At 64.2% G+C, this 23,570-nt stretch carries 27 protein-coding genes; 13 read left to right on the top strand and 14 right to left on the bottom strand.

Annotated features, from left to right (window positions below):
• Nucleotides 1–9: 9 nt before the first annotated feature.
• Both PLO63_04825 and PLO63_04820 read right to left on the bottom strand, forming a co-directional pair.
• Nucleotides 10–579 (bottom strand): 2-oxoacid:acceptor oxidoreductase family protein, encoded by a 570-nt coding sequence (locus PLO63_04825; GenBank protein ID HOI73453.1) that lies wholly within the window; start codon nucleotides 577–579, stop codon nucleotides 10–12.
• Between the two features lie 16 nt (nucleotides 580–595).
• Nucleotides 596–1,174, bottom strand: coding sequence for a cupin domain-containing protein (locus PLO63_04820; protein ID HOI73452.1), 579 nt, complete (start codon nucleotides 1,172–1,174; stop codon nucleotides 596–598).
• 409 nt (nucleotides 1,175–1,583) lie between these two features.
• On the opposite strand from PLO63_04820, the gene PLO63_04815 reads away from it, so the two are divergent.
• The 6 genes from PLO63_04815 (at nucleotide 1,584) to PLO63_04790 (ending at nucleotide 6,562) form a co-directional block, all read left to right on the top strand.
• Entirely contained in the window at nucleotides 1,584–3,362 is a 1,779-nt protein-coding gene (locus PLO63_04815; protein ID HOI73451.1) for a carbon starvation protein A, read from the top strand.
• A gap of 94 nt (nucleotides 3,363–3,456) precedes the next feature.
• Nucleotides 3,457–3,738, top strand: coding sequence for a hypothetical protein (locus tag PLO63_04810; protein HOI73450.1), 282 nt, complete (start codon nucleotides 3,457–3,459; stop codon nucleotides 3,736–3,738).
• A complete protein-coding gene (locus PLO63_04805) occupies nucleotides 3,738–4,682 on the top strand; it encodes an ArsA family ATPase (protein HOI73449.1) in 945 nt (314 codons plus the stop codon). The genes PLO63_04810 and PLO63_04805 overlap by 1 nt, the downstream gene beginning before the upstream one ends.
• 12 nt (nucleotides 4,683–4,694) lie before the next feature.
• Nucleotides 4,695–5,405, top strand: a complete 711-nt coding sequence (locus PLO63_04800) for a hypothetical protein (GenBank protein HOI73448.1) — start codon at nucleotides 4,695–4,697, stop codon at nucleotides 5,403–5,405.
• Nucleotides 5,402–5,746: a hypothetical protein gene (locus tag PLO63_04795; GenBank protein HOI73447.1), complete on the top strand. Its 345-nt coding sequence runs from the start codon at nucleotides 5,402–5,404 to the stop codon at nucleotides 5,744–5,746. Before PLO63_04800 ends, PLO63_04795 begins: the two co-directional genes overlap by 4 nt.
• Before the next feature lie 297 nt (nucleotides 5,747–6,043).
• Nucleotides 6,044–6,562, top strand: coding sequence for a ferritin family protein (locus tag PLO63_04790; protein ID HOI73446.1), 519 nt, complete (start codon nucleotides 6,044–6,046; stop codon nucleotides 6,560–6,562).
• A 27-nt stretch (nucleotides 6,563–6,589) separates the two neighbouring features.
• Here the strand turns inward: PLO63_04790 and PLO63_04785 are convergent, their stop codons facing one another.
• Both PLO63_04785 and PLO63_04780 read right to left on the bottom strand, forming a co-directional pair.
• On the bottom strand, nucleotides 6,590–6,877 hold the full coding sequence (locus PLO63_04785; protein HOI73445.1) for a hypothetical protein: 288 nt from the start codon (nucleotides 6,875–6,877) through the stop codon (nucleotides 6,590–6,592).
• Nucleotides 6,874–7,359 (bottom strand): polyhydroxyalkanoate synthesis regulator DNA-binding domain-containing protein, encoded by a 486-nt coding sequence (locus tag PLO63_04780; GenBank protein ID HOI73444.1) that lies wholly within the window; start codon nucleotides 7,357–7,359, stop codon nucleotides 6,874–6,876. Before PLO63_04780 ends, PLO63_04785 begins: the two co-directional genes overlap by 4 nt.
• Nucleotides 7,360–7,611: 252 nt before the next feature.
• Between PLO63_04780 and PLO63_04775 the strand changes: the two genes are divergently transcribed.
• The 4 genes from PLO63_04775 (at nucleotide 7,612) to PLO63_04760 (ending at nucleotide 10,649) form a co-directional block, all read left to right on the top strand.
• A complete protein-coding gene (locus tag PLO63_04775; protein ID HOI73443.1) occupies nucleotides 7,612–7,920 on the top strand; it encodes a hypothetical protein in 309 nt (102 codons plus the stop codon).
• A gap of 54 nt (nucleotides 7,921–7,974) precedes the next feature.
• A complete protein-coding gene (locus PLO63_04770; protein ID HOI73442.1) occupies nucleotides 7,975–8,238 on the top strand; it encodes a hypothetical protein in 264 nt (87 codons plus the stop codon).
• 112 nt (nucleotides 8,239–8,350) lie between these two features.
• Nucleotides 8,351–10,102, top strand: coding sequence for a hypothetical protein (locus PLO63_04765; GenBank protein ID HOI73441.1), 1,752 nt, complete (start codon nucleotides 8,351–8,353; stop codon nucleotides 10,100–10,102).
• Between the two features lie 61 nt (nucleotides 10,103–10,163).
• Nucleotides 10,164–10,649, top strand: coding sequence for a hypothetical protein (locus PLO63_04760; protein ID HOI73440.1), 486 nt, complete (start codon nucleotides 10,164–10,166; stop codon nucleotides 10,647–10,649).
• Here PLO63_04760 and PLO63_04755 read toward each other — a convergent pair.
• The 7 genes from PLO63_04755 to PLO63_04725 form a co-directional block, all read right to left on the bottom strand.
• The gene (locus PLO63_04755; protein ID HOI73439.1) at nucleotides 10,644–12,728 is read right to left on the bottom strand and encodes a fused MFS/spermidine synthase; all 2,085 of its coding nucleotides are present in this window, start codon (nucleotides 12,726–12,728) and stop codon (nucleotides 10,644–10,646) included. The two genes, PLO63_04760 and PLO63_04755, sit on opposite strands and share 6 nt — an antisense overlap.
• A 17-nt stretch (nucleotides 12,729–12,745) precedes the next feature.
• Entirely contained in the window at nucleotides 12,746–13,771 is a 1,026-nt protein-coding gene (locus tag PLO63_04750) for a hypothetical protein (protein HOI73438.1), read from the bottom strand.
• Nucleotides 13,772–13,779: 8 nt separating this feature from the next.
• Nucleotides 13,780–14,208, bottom strand: a complete 429-nt coding sequence (locus tag PLO63_04745; GenBank protein HOI73437.1) for a MaoC family dehydratase — start codon at nucleotides 14,206–14,208, stop codon at nucleotides 13,780–13,782.
• A gap of 126 nt (nucleotides 14,209–14,334) precedes the next feature.
• Nucleotides 14,335–15,393: a GAF domain-containing protein gene (locus PLO63_04740; protein HOI73436.1), complete on the bottom strand. Its 1,059-nt coding sequence runs from the start codon at nucleotides 15,391–15,393 to the stop codon at nucleotides 14,335–14,337.
• Nucleotides 15,394–15,398: 5 nt separating this feature from the next.
• Entirely contained in the window at nucleotides 15,399–16,658 is a 1,260-nt protein-coding gene (phaC, locus tag PLO63_04735) for a class III poly(R)-hydroxyalkanoic acid synthase subunit PhaC (GenBank protein HOI73435.1), read from the bottom strand.
• A 9-nt stretch (nucleotides 16,659–16,667) separates the two neighbouring features.
• The gene (locus PLO63_04730) at nucleotides 16,668–17,606 is read right to left on the bottom strand and encodes a poly(R)-hydroxyalkanoic acid synthase subunit PhaE (protein HOI73434.1); all 939 of its coding nucleotides are present in this window, start codon (nucleotides 17,604–17,606) and stop codon (nucleotides 16,668–16,670) included.
• 153 nt (nucleotides 17,607–17,759) lie between these two features.
• A complete protein-coding gene (locus tag PLO63_04725; protein HOI73433.1) occupies nucleotides 17,760–18,245 on the bottom strand; it encodes an alpha/beta fold hydrolase in 486 nt (161 codons plus the stop codon).
• Between the two features lie 95 nt (nucleotides 18,246–18,340).
• Here PLO63_04725 and PLO63_04720 point away from each other — a divergent pair, with 95 nt between their 5' ends.
• Nucleotides 18,341–19,585 carry a DUF1015 family protein gene (locus tag PLO63_04720; GenBank protein ID HOI73432.1) on the top strand — a complete coding sequence of 415 codons (1,245 nt, stop codon included), beginning with the start codon at nucleotides 18,341–18,343 and terminating at the stop codon, nucleotides 19,583–19,585.
• 37 nt (nucleotides 19,586–19,622) lie between these two features.
• Nucleotides 19,623–20,411 (top strand): tRNA1(Val) (adenine(37)-N6)-methyltransferase, encoded by a 789-nt coding sequence (locus PLO63_04715; GenBank protein ID HOI73431.1) that lies wholly within the window; start codon nucleotides 19,623–19,625, stop codon nucleotides 20,409–20,411.
• On the opposite strand, the gene PLO63_04710 is transcribed toward PLO63_04715, so the two are convergent.
• Nucleotides 20,353–20,865, bottom strand: a complete 513-nt coding sequence (locus tag PLO63_04710; GenBank protein ID HOI73430.1) for a DUF721 domain-containing protein — start codon at nucleotides 20,863–20,865, stop codon at nucleotides 20,353–20,355. The two genes, PLO63_04715 and PLO63_04710, sit on opposite strands and share 59 nt — an antisense overlap.
• A gap of 79 nt (nucleotides 20,866–20,944) precedes the next feature.
• Here PLO63_04710 and PLO63_04705 point away from each other — a divergent pair, with 79 nt between their 5' ends.
• Nucleotides 20,945–21,295 carry a molybdenum cofactor biosynthesis protein MoaE gene (locus PLO63_04705; protein HOI73429.1) on the top strand — a complete coding sequence of 117 codons (351 nt, stop codon included), beginning with the start codon at nucleotides 20,945–20,947 and terminating at the stop codon, nucleotides 21,293–21,295.
• Between the two features lie 7 nt (nucleotides 21,296–21,302).
• Here PLO63_04705 and PLO63_04700 read toward each other — a convergent pair whose 3' ends face one another.
• Together PLO63_04700 and PLO63_04695 are read right to left on the bottom strand one after the other, a co-directional pair.
• On the bottom strand, nucleotides 21,303–21,833 hold the full coding sequence (locus PLO63_04700; protein HOI73428.1) for an O-acetyl-ADP-ribose deacetylase: 531 nt from the start codon (nucleotides 21,831–21,833) through the stop codon (nucleotides 21,303–21,305).
• Nucleotides 21,834–21,925: 92 nt separating this feature from the next.
• Nucleotides 21,926–23,515 carry an alkaline phosphatase family protein gene (locus tag PLO63_04695; protein HOI73427.1) on the bottom strand — a complete coding sequence of 530 codons (1,590 nt, stop codon included), beginning with the start codon at nucleotides 23,513–23,515 and terminating at the stop codon, nucleotides 21,926–21,928.
• Nucleotides 23,516–23,570 lie beyond the last annotated feature (55 nt).

The raw sequence follows: 23,570 nt of genomic DNA, 5'->3' as shown, positions 1-23,570 counted from the left end.
CCCGTTGGGTCAGGACACGGGGACCCGGCCGAGGATCCGGACTGCCCGGTAGGCCTCCTCGGCCGCTGCAATGTTGCGGTCCGGCTCTGACGGAACCTCTTCGCGGATGGCGGCGACAATGGCTTCCATGGGCGGCTCACCGAACATGCGGGCGAAGGCTCCCATCATGGCCGTGTTGACGATGGGTGCGGTCCGGCTCCCGAGCCGGTGACCGAGGGCGATCCGGCCCGCGTCCACACAGGCGAGCTGCTGGCCGGCGTAGGCACCCGGGTCTTCCGGATCGGTTGCGCTGTTGAGAAGAACCCATCCCCCCGGCTTGAGCCCCCGGGTCACGTCGATGCTCGTCAGGAGCGTCTGGTCCTGGACGACCACGTGGTCCGGCGTGGTGACGTTCGTCCGGGCCAGAATCTTTGTCCGGTCCAGCCGGAGATACGCCTCCACCGGCGCCCCCCGCCGCTCGACCCCGAAGAAGGGAAAGCTCTGGACCTGCCAGCCCGCCTGGAAGAAGGCCTTGGCCAGGAGGATCGTCAGCACGACCGTCCCCTGGCCGCCACGGCCGTGGAACCGGATCTCCACCATGTCCCGTCTCCCGTGCTCAGGGGCTCCAGACGACGACGATGGCCCGCGCGGGCCGTCCGTCGAGACCCCGGAAACTGTGGTTCTGGTTGGAATCGAAGTAGAGGGATTCCCCGGGGGTCAGCGTCTCCACCCGGTCGTCGGTGCGGAACTCGAGCCGCCCCTCCAGGACATAGACGAATTCCTCGCCGTCGTGGCACGCGAAGACCATGCCCCCCGTCTCCAGCGGCTGGAACTCGACGAAGAGCGGCTCCATGTGCTTTTCGGGCTTGCGGGTCTCCAGCGACTCGTAGGCGTAATCCACCTCCCCCTCGCCGTGGTGAGGCCGGCGGGCGATCCGGCGGCGGTCGGCGAGCCGGGTGATGGACACCCTGACGGCGGGCTGGTCATCCTCGAAAAAGCGGGCCATCCCCACGCCGAGCGACCGGGCGAGTTTCAGGAGGGTCGCCACGGGCGGGACGAATTCACCGGCCTCGATCTTCTCCAGGCTCTCCCGGTTGATTCCCGATCGGGCCGCCAGATCCTGCAGGGTCAGGGATTTCTTCTCCCTCGCTTCCCGGATCTTGGCACCGATCTTGAGCCCCTCAAACGATTCCATTGCCTGTTCCTGATTCATGGTGCACCTCGATGGCGATGCCGGGCGGATGAAAGGATGGACGCAGCGTGCGTCCCCGGTGATCAGAGTACTCCCGGCGCATCGGATGTCAACTTTTTTTTCCAGCACAGATTTTCCAAAAATTGAATCCATCGACACGGACATCGGAAAAGCGGTGCCACACGGAATGATGAAAGTGTGTATTGATTGCCTAAGGAATACTCTGAAAATGGTTCGAGGGGAAAAAATCATTTGACTGCAAAGTGCCGGGAGAGTAGTTTTTCTCTGCAATTCATTATTCTTCGGGCCGCCGGTCCCCGGCATTCCTGCTCGAAGGTGGAGCACGGCCGGGAATCCTGCGGTGGAACAAGTCTTCCGGGCATAGCCCGTTGTTCTGGAAAGGAGGTCGCGCATGACCACCACTGTCATCGGTATTATCGGTTTCATTCTCTACGTCGGCCTGTACTTCACGTACGGCAAGAAGATCGAGCGGGACGTCGTCCGGGCCTCGGACGAGGTCGAGGCCCCCTCGAAGCGCCTCTTCGACGGCGTCGACTACGTCCCGGCCCACCGCATGGTCCTCTTCGGCCATCACTTCTCCTCCATCGCCGGCGCGGGTCCCATCGTAGGTCCCGCCATGGCCATGTGCTGGGGCTGGCTCCCCGCCCTGGCCTGGGTCTGGCTCGGCAACATCTTCATCGGCGCCGTCCACGACTACCTGGCCTTGATGGCCTCCATGCGCTACGACGGCAAGTCCATCCAGTTCGTTGCCTCGGACCTCATCTCGAAGCGGACCGGCACGGCCTTCTACTGGATCGTCTTCTTCCTCCTGGTCCTTGTCGTGGCGGCCTTTGCGACGGTCATCTCGTCCATGTTCGTCAAGACCCCGGAGATCGCCGGGGCCTCCATCTTCGTGACCATCGTTGCCCTCATCCTGGGGTACCTGATCTACCAGATGAAGATGAACCTGCCCGTGGCCACGATCATCGGGATCGCCCTGATGTGTGCCGCCATCTGGGGGGGAACCTTCGTTCCCGTAGCCCTGAGCTTCGAGACGTGGTTGGTGATCCTCTTCTTCTACATCATCATCGCCGCGGCCATCCCCGTGAACATCCTGCTCCAGCCCAGGGATTACCTGAACTCGTGGCTCCTCTACTTCGGCATCGCCATCGGGTTCATCGCCGCCTTCTTCACTTTCCACGCGGTCGAGATCCCGGCCTTCACGGAGTTCTCCCCCATCCTGGTCGGTGGGAAGCCGACACCGTTCTGGCCCGCCATCCCCCTGATCATCGCCTGCGGCTCCCTCTCGGGATTCCACTCCCTGGTGGCCTCGGGGACGTCGTCCAAGCAGATCTCCAAGGAGAGTGACGGCCTCTTTATCGGCTACGGCTCCATGTTCACGGAGGGGTTCCTCTCCACCATCGTCATCTGCGGCATCGCCGGATTCGGCTACACGGCCCTGAAGAACGCCCATGCGGCCCAGGTGGCCGCCGATGCCGCCAAGGCCGCCGCCGCGGGCGCCGTCTTCACGGCCCCCGCCTTTGCCCTGACCCTGGACAACTGGGGAGCCCTCTTCACCAAGGTCTCCGAGGGCCTGAAGCTCTCCCAGGCGAACCTGGTCGTCCAGACCTACGCCGACATGGTGGCGGCAAGCTTCCTGAACTTCCTCCCGAACAAGCTTGTCAAGATCATCGCGGGGCTATGGATCTCCGCATTTGCATTGACCACGCTGGACACGACGAACCGCATCGCCCGCTACTGCCTCGTGGAGATGCTGGCGCCCGTGAAGGAAACGGCCAAGGGGATCTATGGTGTCCTGACGAACCGCTGGATCGCCTCCCTGGTGCCGGCCCTGATCGGGATGTACCTGGCCTGGAGCAAGCAGTTCACCATCGTGTGGCCCTCCTTCGGCGCGGCGAACCAGCTCATCGCCGCCATCGCCCTCATGACGGGGGCGGCCTACGTGTCCAAGCGGCTGAAGTCGAAGTTCGCCATCATGGCGGTCATCCCGGCCTACCTGCTCTGGATCACGGTGACCTGCGCCATCATCTGGTTCATGATCGTGGTCATGCCGGCGAACATCGCCAAGGCCCCCGGACAGGGCTGGACGGTGCAGATCATCATGGGCATCATGCTCGTTCTGAACATGCTGTTCATCTGGGACTTCATCAAGATGCGCAAGGAGTCCTGACGGTAACCGTAACCCGGGCGGAACCCCGGCCGCACGGCCGGGGTTCCATACCCCTTTTCCCCCGTTTCGTTCATCCCCGGAGAGCCCCCTCCCCATGCCCCGATCGTTCCTCAAGCGCTGCCGGCAGATTCTCTCGGACATGGACGCGGCCCACCGGGAGCAGCTGGTAGCCCTAACCTGCGTGGAAGCCCAGGAACTGGAGAACATCTTCGCCCTCCTGCTTCTGGGCTCCTTCGTCGGCCACCCGGCCCCGCCGACATTTCTCGCCGTGGAACTCCTCCCCTTCATGGAACAGGAGTTGAAGGTCCTGAACCAGCGGGCCGAGGACGCCGGCGACATGCTGGCCGAAATGATCGGGGTCCTGGGGGTCGACTGATGCGAATCCACTTCTTCACCGGCAAGGGAGGGGTGGGCAAGTCCACCATGGCGGCCGCCGCGGCCTGGCAGCTCTCGCAGGGGGCCCGCGTCCTGATCGTCTCCCTCGACCCGGCCCACAACCTCGGAGACATCTTTGGAATCGAGCTCAAGAACCGCCGGAAGGCCTTTTCCAGGAACCTTCACCTGGAAGAAGTGGACCTGCACCGGCTGGCAAAGGATTACCTGAAGCGGGAGTCCCGGGTCCTGAACGAGACATACCATTACCTCCAGACGCTCAACCTGGACCGGTATTTCTCGATCCTCCAGTACTCGCCGGGGATCGAGGAGTACGCCCTCCTGACGGCCATCGAGCGGACGATCCGGGAGGCCGACGGGTTCGACCATGTCGTTTTCGATACACCGCCCACGGGCCTGACCCTGCGCTTCCTCGCCCTGCCGCTGGTGACGGTAACCTGGATCGAGCGCCTGATGGCCATCCGCCGGCACATCCTGGAGAAGCGCCACACCATCCAGAAGATCCGGAACCCCGCTTCCCGGTCGAAGGCGAAGGAGATCCGCCTGAAATACGACGAGGAGGGCGACGATATCCTCGACCACCTCAAGACGCTGCGGGCAAACTTTGCGAGCCTGACCGGGACCCTGCAGGGAGCGGACTGCGGCGTCACCGTCGTCTTCAATCCGGACCTGCTTTCCCTCCGGGAGTCCCAGCGCCTGCTGGAAGGGCTGCGGGACCTGAAGCTGCCCCTGCGGCTCCTGATCCTCAACAAGATCACAACGGAGAACGGCGCGGCGGCCCGCCAGGTGACCGGGGCGATCAAGGCGCTCGCCGGCGGCGGGGTGCACTTCGTCAACGTTTCCTGGAATCCGTCCCTGGGCATGGAGCAGGGCGGGCGGCTCTTCGAGATCCCGGAGGACTTGACGGTCCACCTGTCGACACGCTAAAAGAAGGATACCATGTTTCCATACGAACACCTGATGGGTGAACCACTTTTCTATCTGTTCCTGGCCTTCTCCTTCCTCCTGGGGTTGGGATATTTCTGGGGCAAACGCATCAACAACGGCCTCTTCCTCTCGGCCTTCAACGACCTGGTGGACGTGGTGAAGCCCGTGGACCAGCGGTTCACGAACATCGGGGGACTCATCGGCTACCATGCAAACCTGCTTCCCCCGAAGCAGGCTCCGGCGGAGAGGATCGATGCCACCCTCACCTTCCTGCCCCGCCAGGCCTGGCTTTGGATGCCCATCTCGAAGCTCATCCGGAAGTACGACCGCATGTTCATCACCATTTACCTGCGCCGGGATCCGATCAAGGAAGGGCACCTGATCGAAAAGGGCTACGCCCGCTTCCGGGGCCCGAAGATCACCAACGAAGCGGCGCTGCGGAAAGAGTCCCTCACCTGGGGCGGAAGAGAATTCTGGCTCTACTTCGGGAACAAGGCCATCCGCGACGAGCTTGCCCGCCTTGTTGCGGACCATGCTGACCCGGGCGAGCTGCGGCATGTGGCAGTCGTCCCGGAGCAGAAGAGATGCTTTGTGTTCATCGTCCCCCGGAAGGGGCAGGTGGGCCGGACCTTCGGTCCCGTATACCGGTGGCTCCCGGGAATCCTGAAGGATGAGCGGCCCGGCTCCCCGGGAAAGAAAAAAGCAGGCAAGGAGGACTCATGAAACGGGAACGTCTTGGGATTGGGCTGGCGATCCTGCTGATGCTTGCCGCCTGGTTTCCGGCCGCCTGCGGAGACGGAAAGCCCCCGGCCGGCAAGGCGCAGACGGCCCCCCCGGCCGCCGCGACCGGTGCGGTCAAGCAGCCGGCACCCGCAGCCTCGGGACCGGAAACGAAGGCTCCGAAATCCTGCTACGACGCGGGCTATCTCATCGGGCGCTGTGCCGCCAAATCGATGAGCAACCAACCCTGCGAACCCGGCGAGGACATCCCGATGCCGGTGGAGTGCAAGGGGAAGCCGGAGACCGAGAAGGGGCTCAAGGACGGGAGGAAGTCCGTATTCTGATGGAGTTTCTTCTTGACATCCCGGAAACCGTCGGGCAGTTTTTAAAGAAAAGACGGCAACCTCCAGCACACACGTTTCCGGTTTCCATCCTGAACCTTTCGCGAATCGCACGTGTTTGAAGGGTCCGCGCCGCCGCTCCCGCTGCGGTAAGGACAAACGGCTTAATCGATCCTTTCCACGAGACTCATCCAGGCAACCGGTCAGGCGGAACCGCGGAATCCGGTTCCGCATCTCGGTCACAGTCAGCTTTCACTGGAAAAAACCAACCGTACATCATCCATCACGGGAGGGGGAGTCATGGCGAAGAGACAGCAGCTGGATGTGTTCGATTTTGCGATCCGGGCCGAAAAGGAAGGCATCGAGTTCTATACAAAGGCGGCGAAGAAGTTTGCCGACCGGGACCTGAAGGACCTCTTCATGAAGCTTGCCAAACAGGAGGCGGAGCACCTGAAGCTGTTCACAGAGATAAAGTCGAAGGCGGACATCGGGGGAATCGATCCGTCGCTGAAGAACCCCGACATCGACGACTACCTGGAGTCCATCGTACAGGAGGGGCTGTTTCCGAAGGGTGAAACGGTGAACAAGCGCCTCGAAAAGGTGGACGGTGTCGTGGCGGCGGCCGTCATAGCCATGAAGGCCGAGACGAACGCGATCCTGTTCTATACGGAAATGGTGAGACTCTCCCGGGACCGGGAACAGAAGAAGCTGATCGAGAAGATCATCAAGGAGGAGAAGTCCCACGTCGTGATGGTCCGCAACCTGCGCGCGGATCACGATCCCATGTATGCAGCGCTGACGTTCGGACGCTTCTTTTAAGCGGATCACCCTGTTTCAGGGCTGTACTCATTCCACGTCAGCCGGAACGATCTGAACGTCCAGGCCGGGAAATGTGTCCCGGAAGGCGGCATCGAGATCCCGGACGATTCCGGCCAGGACCGTCTGGGCAATGGCGGCGCAGGTGACGCACCGGGGCAGGTGCCCGTACGTGTCGAGGAATACGTACAGCGTTTTCTCCTCTTCGCTCAGCCGGACCTTTTTCACGATCCCGAGCTCCGAGACGGGAAGCCCGCTCTCGGGATCCCGGACGCGATCGAGGACGGCGTCAACCGTTTTCGTCCATTCGGGGTTCATGGCGAAGGCTCCTTTCCTTTTTCTGAGGCCTCTCCCCTGCCGGGGGTCTCGGAAAACAGGTCGAGAAAGTTCTGGAAAGGAGACAGGGGGGAGGCGGATTTCCCGGCTGCCTGGGACCATTCGGTCCCCAGGTCCAGCCACTTCCTGAACTGGTCGTCCGCGACGGCCCGGTAGGCAAGGTAGTTTTTCATGATCTGCTGGAGGTAGTTCTCGAAAAAATCCGAGAGCAGGTTGTCCCCGAAGCGGATCACCAGGTGAAGAAGCGGGACGGGAAGCAGAAACTCCCTCTTACGGGATTCCTCCAGGAGAATCTGGGTCAGGATAAAGGCCGTCACGTCTTCCTTCGTCTTAGCATCCTCGACGGAGACGGTCCGGCCTTCCTTGATCAGGCGGGTCAGTTCCTCGATCGTGATGTAGGTGCTCCGCTCCGTATCGTAGAGGCGGCGGTTTCCATATTTTCTGACGAGCAGTGTCTCGGCCATGGTCTTTTCTCCCGGTGTGGAAACAATCTACCGGGAAGATTGTTTCATTGCAACATAAATTATATTTTCTTCTGAACGGAAAAAAGCATGACGAATAATACATCAATAATATCATTCAGATCATAGGTCGACACCAAGGACCGCTTCCGAATGATTTATATTGCAATGCAACATTTTCCCTTGACATGCCCTTCCGCCGGGTTATATTAGCGGCAAAAATCAAGCGCAGGAGCGCAGGGAGGTACCCGGAGCATGGAACAGGAAAAAATCGTAAAACAGATCGTTGGTTTCTACAAGACAACCTTTGACAGCAGCTTCAACGCCATGACGATTCTGCAGGAGCAGACGGAGAAGATGATGCAGACCGCGATGGACCAGTCCCCCTGGATTCCCGAAGAAGGCCGGAAGATCGTCGGGGAGTGGATGAAGACGTACCGCCAGGGCCGTGAGGATTTCCGGAGCGCCGTGGACGAGAGCTACGGGAAAGTGGAAAAGTTCTTCGCCTCCAAGACATGGGAGGACGTGGCAAAGGAAGCAGGGAAGGCAGGCAAAGCGAAGTAAGCATCGCCGGAACGTGCCGGCAGAACCCGTATCCCTATGAAAGGAGGTTGGAAGATGGATCCCAAACAGATTACCAAACAGATGATCGATTTCAACAAGACGGCCTTCGACAACACATTCAACGCCATGATGGTCCTCCAGGACCAGACGGAAAAGATGGTCAACATGTACATGGAGCAGGCCCCGTGGTTTCCCGAGGAGGGGAAGAAGCTCATCAGCGAGTGGGTCCGGGCCTACAAGAAGGGCCGCGAAGACTACAAGGGCATCGTGGACGCCAACTACAAGAAGGTCGAGGAATATTTCGCCAAGGCGAAGTAGACCGAGGCGTCCCGCCCGGGAAATTCATTCGACTTCGGAATTCCTGAACTTCGGATCCCGGCGGCCGTGAGACCGCCGGGATTCGTTTATGCAACCGATCCTGGGATTCGCCATGAACACAAGAACCGCCGGGTCACCGGCAACCATCTCCGAAGCCGCCTTCTCCATAACCCGCGAATGCCGGCAGCGGCTTGCCGAGACACACATGGAGCTGTTCACTGCCTTCACGAAGACCTGGCAGGCCAACACCTCGCTCCTGAAGAGCACCCTGACGTATCCCGCCGGCATCTCGGTCCCCCTCTGGGAATCCGTTCGTTCCCTCCTCGATCTCCAGACAGAGTACTACCTGCGGGCCGTGGAGACGGCGACCGGTACCGTCGAAGCCGGACAGCACTACGGCGTCGGCGTCCTGGCCTATCTCAACGAGTTCATGAACCCCTACTGGACGGCCCTGGGCTCCTTCAGCTCGCTGGAGAAGGACAAGCTCGTCCGGACGCCCGTTCTGCAGAGCGCCGTAGATTATTTTGAACTGCTCCGGTTCAACACCCAGATTGCCGAGCAGGGCGCGAAAGGGACGATGAGCGGGCTTGACGACTTCCACCGCCGGGAGGCTCTCCGTCTTGGCAGGGCGATTCTCAACAGCCTCCTGGGCAAACGGGAGGAAGGGCTCAGGGACTACAGCGCCGGCATGGCCCGGCTGATGGACGCGCTGGTGTACCGCTACCCCGAGGCGATCCGGGCCATCGGGCCGGAGTTCGGCTTTCATTTCGACGATGGCGGATACGTTCTGGCGGATGAAACGGACCGCTTCTCCCTGTACCGGGTCCTGCCGCGGGATCCGGACGTGAAAACCCGGGAATCCGGCAAGCCCGTCCTGATCATGCACCCCTACGTCCTGGGCCCCAACATCCTGGCCTTCCTGCCCGGGGAAAACAAGAGCTACGTCCACGCCTTCGCCAACCAGGGCGTTCCGACGTACATCCGGATCCTCAAGGACATCGAGACGAATCCGGCAGTGCAGGTCATGACCGGAGAGGACGATGCCCTGGACACCCGGCGGTTCTGCGAGACCCTGAAGGCCGCCCATGGCCGCCCCGTCACGCTCAACGGTTTCTGCCAGGGCGGCTTCATCGCCCTCCTGGACATCCTGTCGGGGGAACTCGACGGACTGGCGGACGCGCTGATCACCTGTGTCGCTCCCATGGACGGCACCCGGAGCAGGTCGCTCGTGGAATACATGCAGCACCTTCCTCCCCGCTTCCGGGACCTGAACTACGCCGTCAAGGAGCTGCCCAGCGGAAACCGCATCGTCGACGGCAAGGTCATGAGCTGGGTCTACAAGCTCAAGAGCATGGAGAAGGAGGCGCCCCTGGTAACCCTCTACCGGGACATGACCAATTTCCAGCGAGACGGCGGACCCGTTCACATCGGAAAGACGGCGGCGGCGATGAACCACTGGCTGATCTACGACCGGAACGACCTGCCGGAGGGAATCACCCGGCTCAGCTTCGACTCCTACACGATCCCCATCACCGCCGACGGCACGCTTCCGGTGACGCTCTTCGGCAGGACCCTCAACCTGCGGGGCATCCGCGAGAAGGGGATCCGCTGGCTCATCTGCTACGCCGAAGGGGACGACCTGGTGGACCGCGATGCCGCCCTGGCGCCCCTGGACCACCTCGACAACGTGGAGGTGACGCCCTTCCCGAAGGGCCACGGCGCCATTGCCACGTCCTGGTCCGATCCTGAATCCGCCTGCGCCCTCCACACCCGTTTCGGCAAGGGATACCGGGGGCCCGTCCGCTTCCAGCTCGATCTCGAGGCGGAGGCGGAAGAAACCGAAAAACCCCTTCCGGAAGCATGAATGCCGGAAGGACAAAGACCCTGCATCCGAACGTTTGAGGATGCCCCTGGGAGGTGACCCGATGGACCGAAGCTTTTATGAATTCTGGGGACGCTACTTCCTGGCCCTGGCCCGGGGCCGCCAGCAGTTCGAGGACGTGACGGCCTGGATGCGCCAGGGCTTCCAGGGCTCCGAGAGCCTGACGGAGTTCTTTCGCAAAGCCTACGGACTCGACCGGGAGAGGGACACGGACATCACCGATTTCTGGCGGCAGACCCGCGAATCCTTCCTCCAGTCCCTCCACGAATACCTGGCCCTCTTCAATGTCGCCCCCCGGGAGGATCTGGAGGCCCTGCAGCGGGAAAACGAGGAGTTGAAGCAGGCGGTCGCCCGGCTGGAAGAAACCGTTCTCCGTCAGCAGAATCTCCTGGCGGAGAAGGGGCTGGATCCGTCCGGCATGATCGAGGGGCTCCAGGGCCTGATGCAGAAGCAGACGGAGGAGTTTCAGAATCTCATGAAAAGCATGGGGCGGCATCTCGAGAAAAAAAAGAAGCCCCTCGCATCATAGCTGTCCGGCCCGGATCTTTGCGGCCAGCGGCACCAGGACGTTCACGTAATCGTCCGTCCAGGGGCGGCAGGCGGGAATGCCGTCGTCCGCCCTGAAGGGAATCCATCCCCGTTCCGTAAGCGCATCCAGCCGGCCGGGCGCCGCCGCCAGGGCCACGTAGACCGTTGTCAGACGGTAGCGGCCATCGGCGGGATCGGGACCCGCCACCTTCACGGCCCCTATCAGACCCATGCTCCCGGCAATCGCCTTCACGACCGGCCGGAGGTCGTAATAGCGGTTGGAGAGGTGAAAGACCATCAGCCCGTCCGCGGACAGCCGCTTCCGGTATCCCTCGACAGCCTCCACCGTCAGCAGGTGGGTTGGAATGCCATCGCCGCTGAAGGCATCGACGAACAGAAGATCGTAGCCTTCTTCTCCCCCCGCGGCCCGCTCCAGGGACAGCCGTCCGTCCCCCGGGAAGACCCGCACCCGGGCCTGTGTATCGGCCAGGTAGGTGAACCAGCGCCGGGCAACCGTCTCCACGTCGGGGTCGATCTCGAAGAAGTCGATCCGGTCCCCGGGCCGCCCGTAGGCCGCCACGGTTCCCGCCCCGAGCCCGACGGCACCCACTCTCCGGGGAACGGGCAGCCCCGCAAAGACGTCTCCCAACCCCCGGTTTTCTCCATAATACAGGGTAGGCTTCCTGCGCCTCGATTCGTCGAGAAACTGGGTGCCGTGGAGCGTGGATCCGTGTATGAGCGTCCGGACCCCCCGGGGGGCGTCGGAACCAGCGGCCTCTTCCACCACCCGGAGAATGCCGTAGTAATTCCGCAGACGCTCCTTTTCCTGGAAGGAGCCCACCGACCAGGCGCCCAGCAGGATCATCCCTGCCAGGACGCCAAGGCCTGCCGCCCGCATGCTCTTCATGACCCCCGTCGAGTGTCTCCAGAACTCCGCCAGGTCCCTTCGCTGAATCCACGCCAAGACCCCACCCAGGGCAAGGACCGTCAGCGGGTATTCGTAGAGGCCGCCGAACGCGAGCGGGGCGCCGAGGCTGATGGCGGCGCCGCCGAGGGCGCCGCCAAGGGCGATCACCAGGTAGTATCCCGTCAGGCGGGCCGGCGGCGGCCGGAGCCGGTACAGCGCGTCGTTGGCCAGCAGGCAGAGGACGAAGAGGACCGCCAGGTGCGCCGCCAGGTACGTCAGCCGGGGCGACGTCAGCAGGTAGAGCAGGAGTGCCGCCAGCAGGATCTCCGGCCACAGGAGTCTCAAACTGCCCGGAAGTCCCGGTCCGTCCCGGAAGACAACGACAAAGCTGGCCAGGTACAGGGCCAGCGGGAGGATCCAGACAAGCGGATAGGAGCCGACTTCCACGGCGATGACGTTGGTCACCGTCAGGAGGAAGGCGGAAGGCAGTGCGCTCAGGAGAATCCAGGGGATCCAGTTCCCCCCCTCCGAAGCGGCACCGGCCGCCGGACCGGACGTCTCCGCTTCCTCCGGCAGCCGCTTTTGCGGTCGAAGGAGGAGCCAGGCGGCCGCTGCGAGGATCCCATAAAGAATGTAGCCGGCGGTCCAGATCCGTCCCTGGGCCGCCAGGCCGAGGTACGGCTCCACCAGGAAGGGATAGGCCAGCAGTCCAAGAAGCGAACCGGCGTTGGATGCACCATAGAGGACGAAGACATTGGTTCCGCCGCCCAGGGCGGAGCGGGACAGCCAGAGCTGGGCCACCACGGCGGTGGTGGACAGAATGCCGAATGGGACGGCCACATGGAGCGCGAGCAGACGGAGGAGCGACGCCAGGGGTGCTGCCGGGTCGGGGGCCGAAGGAATCGACAGGGGAAGAAAAGCCAGCGGGACCAGGAGGAGCAGGAGATGGCCGGCGCCGGCCCGGGCGGCGTACAGATGGGCATAGAGGTAACCCGCCAGGAGCATTCCCTGGAAGAACATCAGGCAGACCAGCCAGACCTGGATGGTTCCGCCCATGATGGGCAGGAGGAGACGCCCCGTCATCGGCTCCAGGGAAAACAGGAGGAACGCGCCGAGAAAAACGTGGACGGTCAGGATCGTGCGCGCCGTCCGACGGAACGGCGAAGGGTTCATGCCGGCTCCCGGATTATTCACCGCACCGCCCCCGGGGCCATCTGACGGACACGACCGACGGACTCCGGCGGGAAGTCCGCCTTTGCCAGCGCGTCCGCCAGGACTTCCCAGAGCCTTCCGTTCTCCGGGTCATCCAGGACCGCCGCCAGGGCCGCCAGCCAGGAAGGCCGGCCCAGGGCCCGCACCATGTCGTTTCTGCCGACGGCCAGGCCCGCGTCCCGGAAAGGCCCCCCGGCGGCCGTGCGAACGTCGATGAGGAGCCAGCGGCCATTCGCGGGAAGTGTCGCCTGCCAGCGGACGGCCTCGCCTTTTTCGGTCGTGAGGGTCATCCAGCCGCGCCGTCCTGCGATCCCTTCATGCACTTCCTCCAGCGGGTTGCCGACGGTCTTCAGGATCAGCGCCACGGCCAGGGGGATTTCCTTCTCCCGGTTCTCCGGGCGGCAGGTGAGGTCGGCCGGACGGCCGGCGTACCCGATCTCCAGGAGCCGGTCGTGCTTCACGGGACCGCCGAAGAGGCGCTTCGTCAGGGCCCGGCCCTCGTCCGTCGGGTCTTCTCCGGCCAGGGCGAAGAGGTCTTCGTAGGGGGGCGGCGGAGGCATGGAAGTCAGGGATACGGCGGTCGGAGGCTCCGCGCCGACGAGGACGACCGTCGGCAGGCCGCGGGAAAACCCGGCGCGCAGGACGCGGATGTCCCGATAGGGAACGGGGGGGATGGGAATGGAGACGCCGTCGACCACGAGGACCCAGTAGGGCACGGAATAGGACCGGTCGGGCCGGGGGGTGGCCACAACGGCGGCGGAAGGATCTTTCTCAAGGTCCCGCCGCAGGGCCTCGCATCGGCCGGGCCAGGCCGCCGGATCCGTCACCGGCTGTCCCGACAGGGAAGCACAGCCCGACAGGACACCCATCACCAGGAAGAGAAACAGGCTCCTTCGAAAAAAGGCCGCCCGGACCTTCCTGTCGCCGCCCTCCCGGCCGGTTGCGGTGGCCGGGGGGCGCCCGCTTTCCCCGGGCGTCACCTCGGCCGGATCATTGCGAAACATCCCGGTTTTCACGATTTCGGAGCCTTCGGCGGCATGACGACGGCCTCCCCGTCCAGCACGACGGTCCCCTCCTGGTTCCGGCAGGTCGTCTTCAGGCGGGCCCTGTTCTTGTCGGGGGTCAGCTCCGCCACCTCCACCCGTGCCGTAATCGTGTCCCCCATGCGGACGGGCGCCAGAAAGTTCAGCTCCTGACGCAGGTAGATGGTCCCCGGCCCCGGCAGCCTCGTCCCCAGGAGGGCCGAGATGAAGCCCGCCGAGAGCATGCCGTGGGCGATGCGGCCCTTGAAGAAGGTCTTCCCGGCATAGGCTTCGTCCAGGTGAGCCGGATTGAAGTCGCCGCTGATGCCGGCATACAGGTAAACATCCGTCTCCGAGACGGTCTTGGAAAGCTCGGCGGCGTCTCCGACCTTCATCCGGTCGATGGTGATGCCCATCATGTCATTTCTCCTTTCCGTTTCCGATCCGAGCGTCGGTCGTCTTTTTCAGGATGTCCGGCCTTCCCCGGCATATCGCAGCGACGAGGGATGAAGCGCAACGCCGCATCCGGGCTTCGTGCGAGATCGTCAGAACCAGCAGCGATGACTCCACGCGTCGTCCTTCATCCCCTTCAAATCATCCTGGAGCATCATGAAGAGGCTCGCGTTCTGGATCGCCAGGCCGCCCTGATGGGCCAGGACCGACACCAGCTGGATGTCCTGGTCCGAGAACTCCCGGGGAGCGTTCGTGTAGAGGCGAAGCACGCCGATGACGCCCTCCCTGGCCTTGATGGGAACGCAGAGGATCGAAACGATGCCCTCCTCCTTCTTCTCTTTGCGGTACTGGACTCCTTTGTCCTTGGCGGCGTCCCGGACGATCACGGGCACCCCCGAGAGCGCCTCGGCAATGCTCTGCTCGGCGTAGACCGGACCCTTGTGGAGGTACTTCTCGCTCAGGCCGTAACTGGCGACGAGGCGCAACTCCGTCTTGTCGTCGTTCAGCAGGCGGATGCTGGCGGCCTTCAGGTCGAGGGCCCTGGCCATCTTCTCCGTCAGGGTCTGGAGAATCACCCGGATGTCGAGGCTCGAGTTGATGTCCGATATCAGCTCCAGGGAGATGCGGATGTAGGCGCGGATCGTCTCCAGGAGACGCGCGTGTTCAATCGCCATTCCCCCCTGCTCGGCCAGGGTGGTGAGGAACTCGATTTCATCGTCGGAGAAGTCGCGGATCTTTGCCGTGTAGAGGGAGAGGATTCCGATGGGCCGGTCCTTCACCAGGACCGGCACCGCCAGGATGGAGCCGATCCCCTCTGCCTTCTTGAGGTCCCGGTTCGCCAGGCGCTTGTCGTTCACCGCGTCCCGGTAGTGAAGGTACCCATTCTTCATGATCTCCTTCGGGACCTGGCCCACGCTCTCCGGGCCGGCATGATGGTACTTCCGGGAGAGTCCCTTCTGGGCGACCGGTACAAACCGGTTCGTCTTTTCATCCGCCAGGAACAGGGCGGCCGCCTTGCCGTCCATGGTCTCCACGGCGCTCCGGACGACCAGGTCGAGAAGCTTGTCCCTCTCCATGGTGGTTCCCAGGGCGCGGCTGACCGTCTTGATCGTCTGGAAATAATCCTTCCCTTCCTTTTTCTTCGCAGGCATCGTCTCTACCTCGCTTCCATGGATTCGCGGCCCGTCATCCGGTCCGCCGGTGCACGGCCGCCCCGGGCTGGCGGCTTCGCCGGTTTCGTACTGGATTTCCCCTTCCCCTTTGTTGCCTTCGCCGCCGGCGAGGCCTTCACGACCAGCACGCCCGCTCGCTTTGCGGATTTTTTAGCCGCCGCGGGAGCACCGTCCCTCTCCTTGAGCCACCGGATGATCTTCGGGGCGAACTCCCGCTGGGTCTTGGAGCTGACGTAGATCCCGATGTGCCCCGTGTCCAGGCAGATGTCCTCCGTGTCCTTGCTTCCCACCGCCTTCGTCAGCTGCTCACAGGCCTCCGGGGGAACCAGGTGGTCGTACCGGCCGTAGAAGTTGAGGAGCGGCATGGTGATCCGCTTCAGGTCCACCCGCTTACCGCCCACCATCATTTTGCTCTGGATGAGGAGATTCCCGTGATAGAGATCCTTGACGAACTGCCGGAAGGTCTCCCCGGGGACGTCGGGGCTGTCGAAGATCCACTTCTCCATCCGGACGAAATTCTCCACGAAGGCCTTGTTGTCCATGTTCTCGAAGAAGCCGATGTACTTGTCGATCATCAACCGGGCCGGGTTGAGGAGCAGGAATCCCAGGTTCATGATGTCGCCCGGCAGGTTTGCGAACGTGTCCACCAGCCGGTCCACGTCGATGGCCCGCATCCAGCTGTGCAGCAGCCCCTTCGTGGTGTCGAAGCTGGAGGGGGTCACGGTGGTGACGAGGTTCCGGATCTTTTCGGGATGCTGGGCCGAGTAGATGACGCAGAACGTACCGCCCATGCAGATCCCCATGAGGTTGATCTTCTCCACGCCGGTCCGCTCCCGGATGAAGTCCACGGCCCCGTCGATGTAGCCGTTCACGTGATCGTCGATGGTCAGATACCGGTCCTTGCGCGTCGCGTAGCCCCAGTCCAGCATGTAGAGATCCAGCCCGTTGTTCATGAAGGTCCGGACGACGCTCCGGTCGGGCTGAAGGTCCAGCATGGTCTCCCGGTTGATGAGGGCATACACCACCAGGAGCGGTGTCTTCAGGGACTTCTCGATGTCCGTCCGGTAATGCTTGAGCTTGACCCGGTCCTCCTGCCAGACCACGTCGTAGGGCGTTGTGGCCAGGTCGGTATAGAGCGGGCTCAGGAGGACTTCCGAGGCCTTGGTCACGCGCTCCTGCGCCTTTTCGGCGTCTTCCGCCAGGCTGGTCAGGATCAGGTCCAGGGAGATCTTCGGCTGTTCCATCGTTCCCTCCTATCCGGCGGCGGGGGCGGATCCTTTTTCGAGGGCCTTCACCCTTCGTTCCAGTTCCCGGACGCGCCGCTTGAAGACATGCAGGTCCTTGATCAGTTCATCCATCTCCTTGTTCGTGGGCACCGGCAGGAACTGGAGCACGTCCTGCAGGACCAGGTTCTTCGATGCGATGAAGGAATCCAGCTGGCCGAGCACGTTGCGCAGGGCCTCCAGGTACTCGGGAGACTGGAACAGCGTCATGTAGTGTCCCTCGAGGATCCGGAGCCAGAGTTGATAGTAGTCCCGGGACTTCTCGGGAATCTTCCCTTCGCTCTGGAGCGTCTCCAGCTTCTCCTGGAAGACCTTGGTGGTTTTCTCCACCGGCACGGAGAGGACGTAAAGGAATTCCGACAGGGCCGCCTGGAAGAGGTTCATCTGGTCCAGGCACTCGTTGAACCGCTCCTGGTAGTAGCGGGTCAGGCCCAACTGGGGAATCTTGTAAAACTGCCGCACCTCCTCCTCGTATATTTCTTTCCAGGCGTTGATCAGGTTCTGGTCGATGGCTTCAAACTGGTAGGCTTCGGTCTTCTGCCCGATCTTGCCGGCCTTCTCGACCATCCGCTCCTGGGCCTTCATGACGGCCAGCCAGCCGGCCTGCGCCAGCTTCATGTAAAAATCGGGCAGGGTTCCAAGCCCCTTGACGGCGGCATCGGCGGTGGTCGGATCGCTGGTGGCGCTCGAGAGAGCCTTCCACATCCGGAAGGCCGTCTCCCAGTTCTCCTGCATGCGCCCCCGGCCCGCTCCCGCTTCCGCCTTTCCCGGCTGCCGCTCCTCCGGATCCGGGACTCCCCGGGCCTGGGACGCCACCTGCATCCAGCTCGTCCAGAGTTCCTGGGACTGCTTGATCCAGTCGGCCAGCGGAAACTCCGACCGGCTACGCCCCTCCTGTTCAGCACTCATGATGGACCTCCCGACGGTAACGGCAATGGGTGAACGGCTGTGCCCCGAAATGGGGACCGGATGCCTCAGAGCGGGTGGCTCTGAGCGTGGGAACTGGCTGAAAGGTAATATGAATCCGGATCCGTGTCAACGGGAATCCCGGCTTTCCCCTCCTCAGCGGACCTCCAGGAGAAGGTCCCAGGGGAGGAGGGGAAAGTTCCGGTGGATGCTATGGTCGTCCTCCAAGAGGTGATACGTCAGATCGGAAAACACCCGGCCGGCGATCTCGCGGACGGGCCCCGGGGGCACAACATCGTCGAAAGAGCCGTGATAGAGGGAGACGGGCATGCCGATGCGGCGGTCCAGGCAGGGCGCAAACTCGTCCAGATGAAGGGCCGGCGCCAGGAGAACGAGCCGCCGTACCCGCTCCGGGGAGGCGCAGGCAAACAGGGCCGCCATGAGGCCGCCGTAGCTGGAGCCCACCAGGATCAGGTTTTCCCTGCCCTCCAGCCTCTCCCGGAGCACCTCCATCCGCTCCGCCAGGCTCCCCCGGTAATCCCCGATGATCATGCCGGGATAGCGCTCCCGGAACCAGACCCCCTTCGTGCCCTGGCTGGTGCTTTCGAGACCGTGGATGAAGACACGTATCGGCTGGGACATGGAAACTTCCTCCTGTTCAGGTTTTTCCGGCTGTGTTATGAAGGATTCGGATTCTGCCAGTCCCAAGTCATTTTCACAAGAAGGATCTGTCAACCATGGTAACCGTAGAACCCTTCACCGCCGTTCATCCCCGCTGGGACTGTGCCCGGCAGGTGGCGGCCCCCCCGTACGATGTCGTCAGCCGCGACGAGGCCGCCCGCCTGGCCGCGGACAACCCGCAGAGCTTTCTCCGCGTCGAGAAGTCGGAAGTCGATCTCCCCGCGGACGTTCCCTCCGACGCCGCCGCCGTGTTCGCCCGCGGCCGGGAGAACCTGGACCGGCTGCTCCGGGAGGAAACCCTCGTGCGGGACGAAATCCCGCATTTCTACCTGTACCGCCAGACCATGGGCGGCCACAGCCAGACGGGCCTCGTGGCCGTCCTGAGCACAAAGGAATACGAGTCCGGAACCATCCGCAGGCACGAGTTCACCCGGGAGGACAAGGAGCGGGAGCGGACCCGGCACGTCGACCGGCTGAACGCCCAGACGGGACCCGTCTTCGTCGCCTACCGGAGCCGGGAGGATCTTCGGGACGCCCTGCGGAAGGTGAGCGGCGGGCCTCCGGCGGTCGACTTCACCGCCGACGACGGCGTCGGGCACACCGTCTGGACCGTGGACGATCCCGCCGTGGAAGCGGCCATCCGGCAGGCTTTCTCGACCGTGGACGCGCTCTACATCGCCGACGGCCATCACCGGGCGGCGGCCGCCGACGCGGTCGCCCGGGCTCGGAGAGAGGCCGACCCGGGGGCCTGGAAAGGGGATGAGCCCTGGAACTTCTTCCTTGCCGTCCTGTTCTCCCACGACGAGATCCGCATCATGGACTACAACCGGGCCGTCCGGGACCTGAACGGGATGGACGACGAGTCCTTCCTCCGGGAGGTGTCCCGCCGTTTCCGCGTCACCCCCGGCATCCCGGAGAAAAGACCGGGCCGGGCGGGCGACTTCGGCATGTACCTGCGCGGGCGCTGGTACGGCCTGACGTACCTTCCCGGACCGGAAGACACGGACGACCCCGTCGCCTCGCTGGACGTCTCGATCCTCCAGGACCGCCTCCTGGGTCCGATTCTCGGCATCGGCGACCCCCGGACGGACGACCGCATCGACTTCGTCGGCGGCATCCGAGGCCCCGGGGAGCTGGAGAGGCTGGTCGATTCGGGCCGCTCTGCCGTGGCCTTCACGCTGTTTCCCACGAGTCTCGACCAGATGATGGCAGTGGCCGACACCGGGCGGGTCATGCCCCCGAAATCGACCTGGTTCGAGCCAAAGCTCCGGAGCGGCCTCTTCGTCCATTTCCTGGAATGACGACCCGGGACGACGCCGTCCGGTTTCGCCGGCACCCATGGAACACGCGGTATCCCTGAAGGAAGACGAGACCCTGGACCCCATCTGCGGCGGGCGCCTCCGGGTCATCCAGGCGAAGCGGGGCTACCGGTTCTCCGTGGACGCCCTGCTCCTGGCCTCGTTCGTGTGTCTCCGGCCGGACGAGACGGCGGCGGACCTGGGGACGGGGAGCGGCATCCTCGCCCTGATCCTGGCCACCCGCCCGGAACGCCCCTTCGTGGAGGCCCTGGAGTTGCAGCCGGAGATGGTCGACCGGGCGCGCCGGTCGGCAGCGCTCAACGGCCTGGCCGACCGTATCCGGGTCCGGACGGGCGACGTCCGCCGGGCGGTCCCGATCCTGGCAGCATCCTCCTTCGACCTGGTGGTATTCAACCCGCCCTACCGGAAACCCCGCTCCGGCCGGGTCAATCCGAACCCCGAGAAGGCCATGGCGCGCCACGAGATCGCCGGGAGCCTGGAGGACTTTCTCGACGCGGCGGCAAAACTCCTTCGGGAGGGCGGCCGCATGTGCGCGATCTATCCCGCGAGGAGGGCCGCCGCGATGATCGCGGGCATGAAGGCCCGCGGCATCGAGCCGAAGCGCCTCCGGATGGTCCACTCCCGCTCCGGTTCGGAGGGCGAGTTTCTCCTCGTCGAGGGGACCCGTGGGGGGGGAGAAGAATTGGACGTGATGCCGCCGCTGTTCCTTTACGGGGACGGGCGACACTACTCCGGGGAGATGGAGCGGATCATGGACGGCCTCGCCGCTGTTCCCGGATCCGCCGGCGAAGCAGGTCCTTCGTCATGACCCGCTTCAGGAGCTCCCGAAGCTCCGGGTCCGCCACGACCGCCAGGCTCTCGTCGATGAGCCGACGGTCCCTGGCCTTCAGGAGCGAGGTTCCGAGGATCTCCCGGGGCGGAGCCTCCCGTTTCGGCGCCGCCGCCGACCGGGGGATCTCGCCGATGGAAAAGCGAAGCCCCTTGACCTCCTCGCTTCCCATGACGTCCCGGAGCTTCCGCAGGATGTCCTCCTTCAGGAACTGGAGCTGGTGCATCCACACGGAGGAGGAGACCCGCACCTGGAGGATGCCGCGGCGGATGTCCTCGGGATAGGTCTGGGCGGCCACCTGGGGTCCCACCGACCGGTCCCAGAAGGACAGGAGACGCAGGTCCGCCGCCTGGAGGGGGACTCCCTCGCGCTTTGCCACCTTCCGGATGATCAGCCCGAGGGGCTCCAGTCTCGGGGTTCCTTTGCGGCGCATGGCGGTCCTGCTGAAAAACGGATGAAAGGACGCCCGTTCAGGGGCGTTTCAACAACCAGGACAACATCGAGGTTTCGCAATGAATCTGATGGACATGATCGAATCTGTCAAGTCCCATCCCCGCTTTTCCGAGGCGGGGATGATCCTCTGCCACAACGGCGTCGTCCGGGCCACCTCCCGGGACGGCCGCCCCGTTTCGCAGGTGACCGTCCGGGCCGACCGGGAGCGCCTCGCCGCCATCATCGCCGGGATCAAGGCCCGCCCCGGCATCGTGGAGGTCCTGGCGGAGATCCGGGAGGGGACCCTGCGCGTGGGCGAGGACGTCATGTACGTCGTCGTGGCGGGCGACTTCCGGGAAAACGTCTTCGCCGCCCTGATGGACGCGGTGAACGCGATCAAGGCCGACGTCACCCGGAAGACGGAAGCCTGACCGGTTTCTATAACAGCTTCCGCAGTTCCCGCTCGTACGCCTCCAGCGCCGCCTTTCCGAACAGGACGAAGCGCACCGTCTCCAGGGTCTCGTTCTCCTTCAGGAAATCGATTACGGCTTTGAGGGACACGCGGGCGGCCTCGTCCATGGGATACCCGTAGACCCCCGTGCTGATCGACGGGAAGGCGATGCTCTTCAGCCCCCGGGCGACTGCCTGCTTCAGGCACTCGATGTAGCAGCTCGCCAGCAGCCTCTCCTCGCCCCTCGTCCCGCCCCGGTACACGGGCCCCACCGTGTGGATCACGTACTTCGCCTTCAGGTTCCCGCCGGTGGTGACGACGGCCTGCCCCGTGGGGCAGAAGCCGATCTTCCGGCACTCCGCCATGATGGCCGGTCCCCCGGCCCGATGGATGGCGCCGTCCACGCCGCCTCCGCCCCGGAGCCCCTCATTGGCCGCGTTGGCGATGGCGTCCGTCTCCTCCCGGGTGATGTCCCCCTCCACCAGGGCCAGCCTGGTCTTGTTGACCACCGCTTCCATGTCTTCCCCTCCCGTCCGGTTCCGGACGGTTTCCCCCCGCCCCTGCCGCGGCGGGCGGCGCTGCACCGACCCCTCCGGTGGAAAGCCCGGCCTTACGAACCCGTTTCAACCCGGATCGGCTGCCCTTCCCCATGGACGAGCATCCGGTAGGTCTTCTCGATGCGGTCCCAGTTCTCCTCCCGGTCCATGGACCAGTAGCGGCCGATGACGGAAACGACCCTGCTGCAGCCGGACTCCGCGGCCCGCCGCTCCACCTGCTCGATGTACCGGGCCCCGCTCTCCGGCTGCTCCCCCCGCCGGCCGAGCATGGCGTGGATATAGACCTCCCCGGGCCCCGTGTCCTTGGCCAGGTCCATCAGGGCGTACAGGTGGTTCAGGGACCCGTGGGAGCTGAAGAACGAGACGATCCCCATCAGGTGAAGGGCCTTCCCGTCCCGTTTTGCCCCCTCGGCGGCCCAGCGGAAGGCCTCGTTCCGGGCAAACGACCCGTCGGCGATGGCCCGGTCGATCCGGACGCGGTCGGAGTAGATCACCCGCCCGGCGCCGAGGTGCAGGTGCCCCGCCTCGGAGTTCCCCACGGTTCCCGCCGGGAGCCCCACGGCCTCCCCGGCCGCCTCTAGCGCCGCGTGCGCCCCCGCCGCCAGGAGTCTGTCCATGGCGGGCGTATCCGCCTTCGCGATGAGGTTCCCTTCCCGCCCGGGATTCAAGCCCCAGCCGTCCAGGAGCAGCACGAGGAGCCGTTCGGCCCGGGGCTTCTCCCCTTCGCTCGCCAGGAGGCTCCGGCCCGTCATGGCGGCGGGCGCCGGGAGGCCCAGCAGGTCCAGGATCGTCGGCGCCGCGTCGATCAGGGTGCCCCTGGGGCGGAGGGGAACCGGTCCCGCCGGTCCCAGGAGCAGGAACGGCACGGGGCTGTCGGTGTGGCCCGTGTCCACGGCGCCGTCGGGATACAGCCACTTCTCGGCGGACCCGTGGTCGGCGGTGACAATGACGGTCCAGCCCGCCCGGAGGGCCGCGTCGGTCAGGACACCGGCCGCCCGGTCCACCGCCTCGACGGCCTTCATGACGGCCCCCTCGTTCTCGATGTGGCCCACCACGTCCACGTTGGGGAGGTTCGCAAAGACGAAGCGGGACGACGGATCGCGAAGCTTCTCCAGGACCGCCTCCGTGATGCCCGCGACGGACATTTCCGGCGCCTCGTCGAAGAGGGCCACGTCCTTCCGGGTGGGAACGACGATCCGCTCCTCCCCGGGGAGAAGCCCCGTCCGCTTCCCACTGAGGAAGAACCCGACATGGACGGCCTTTTCCGCCTCGGTAATCCGGACCTGGGGGATGCCGTTCCGCGAGAGGACGTCGCCCAGGGTATCCGTGACCGCCTCCTCGGAGGGAAAGGCCACCCGGACGTCCAGGTCCTTCCCGTAGGAGATCATCGTGGCAAACTTGAGATCCAGGCCGTTCTCCACCGGGAAATGCGGAAAATCGTTTCGAATCAGGCTCTCCGTCAGCTCCCCCTCCCGCTCGCCGCGGATGTTGTAGAAGATCACGGAATCGCCCTTCCGGAAGCGGCCCAGGGGGCGTCCCCCGGCGTCGCACAGGACAACAGGCGGAAGGGTCTCGTCCTCGCGGCCGGAGCGGTAGGCCTCGCGGACGGCGGCGGACAGGGGAAAAGGGTGCAAAACAGTCATGGCAACAAACCTTTCGGAGGGATTTCTTCAGCCCGGACGTTGTAGCGAAAACCCG

This window comes from Syntrophales bacterium (assembly GCA_035363115.1).
Classification (GTDB): Bacteria; Desulfobacterota; Syntrophia; order Syntrophales; family PHBD01; genus PHBD01.
Note: the sequence above shows the minus strand (reverse complement) of the source record. Positions and strands in the feature narration are given on the sequence as shown.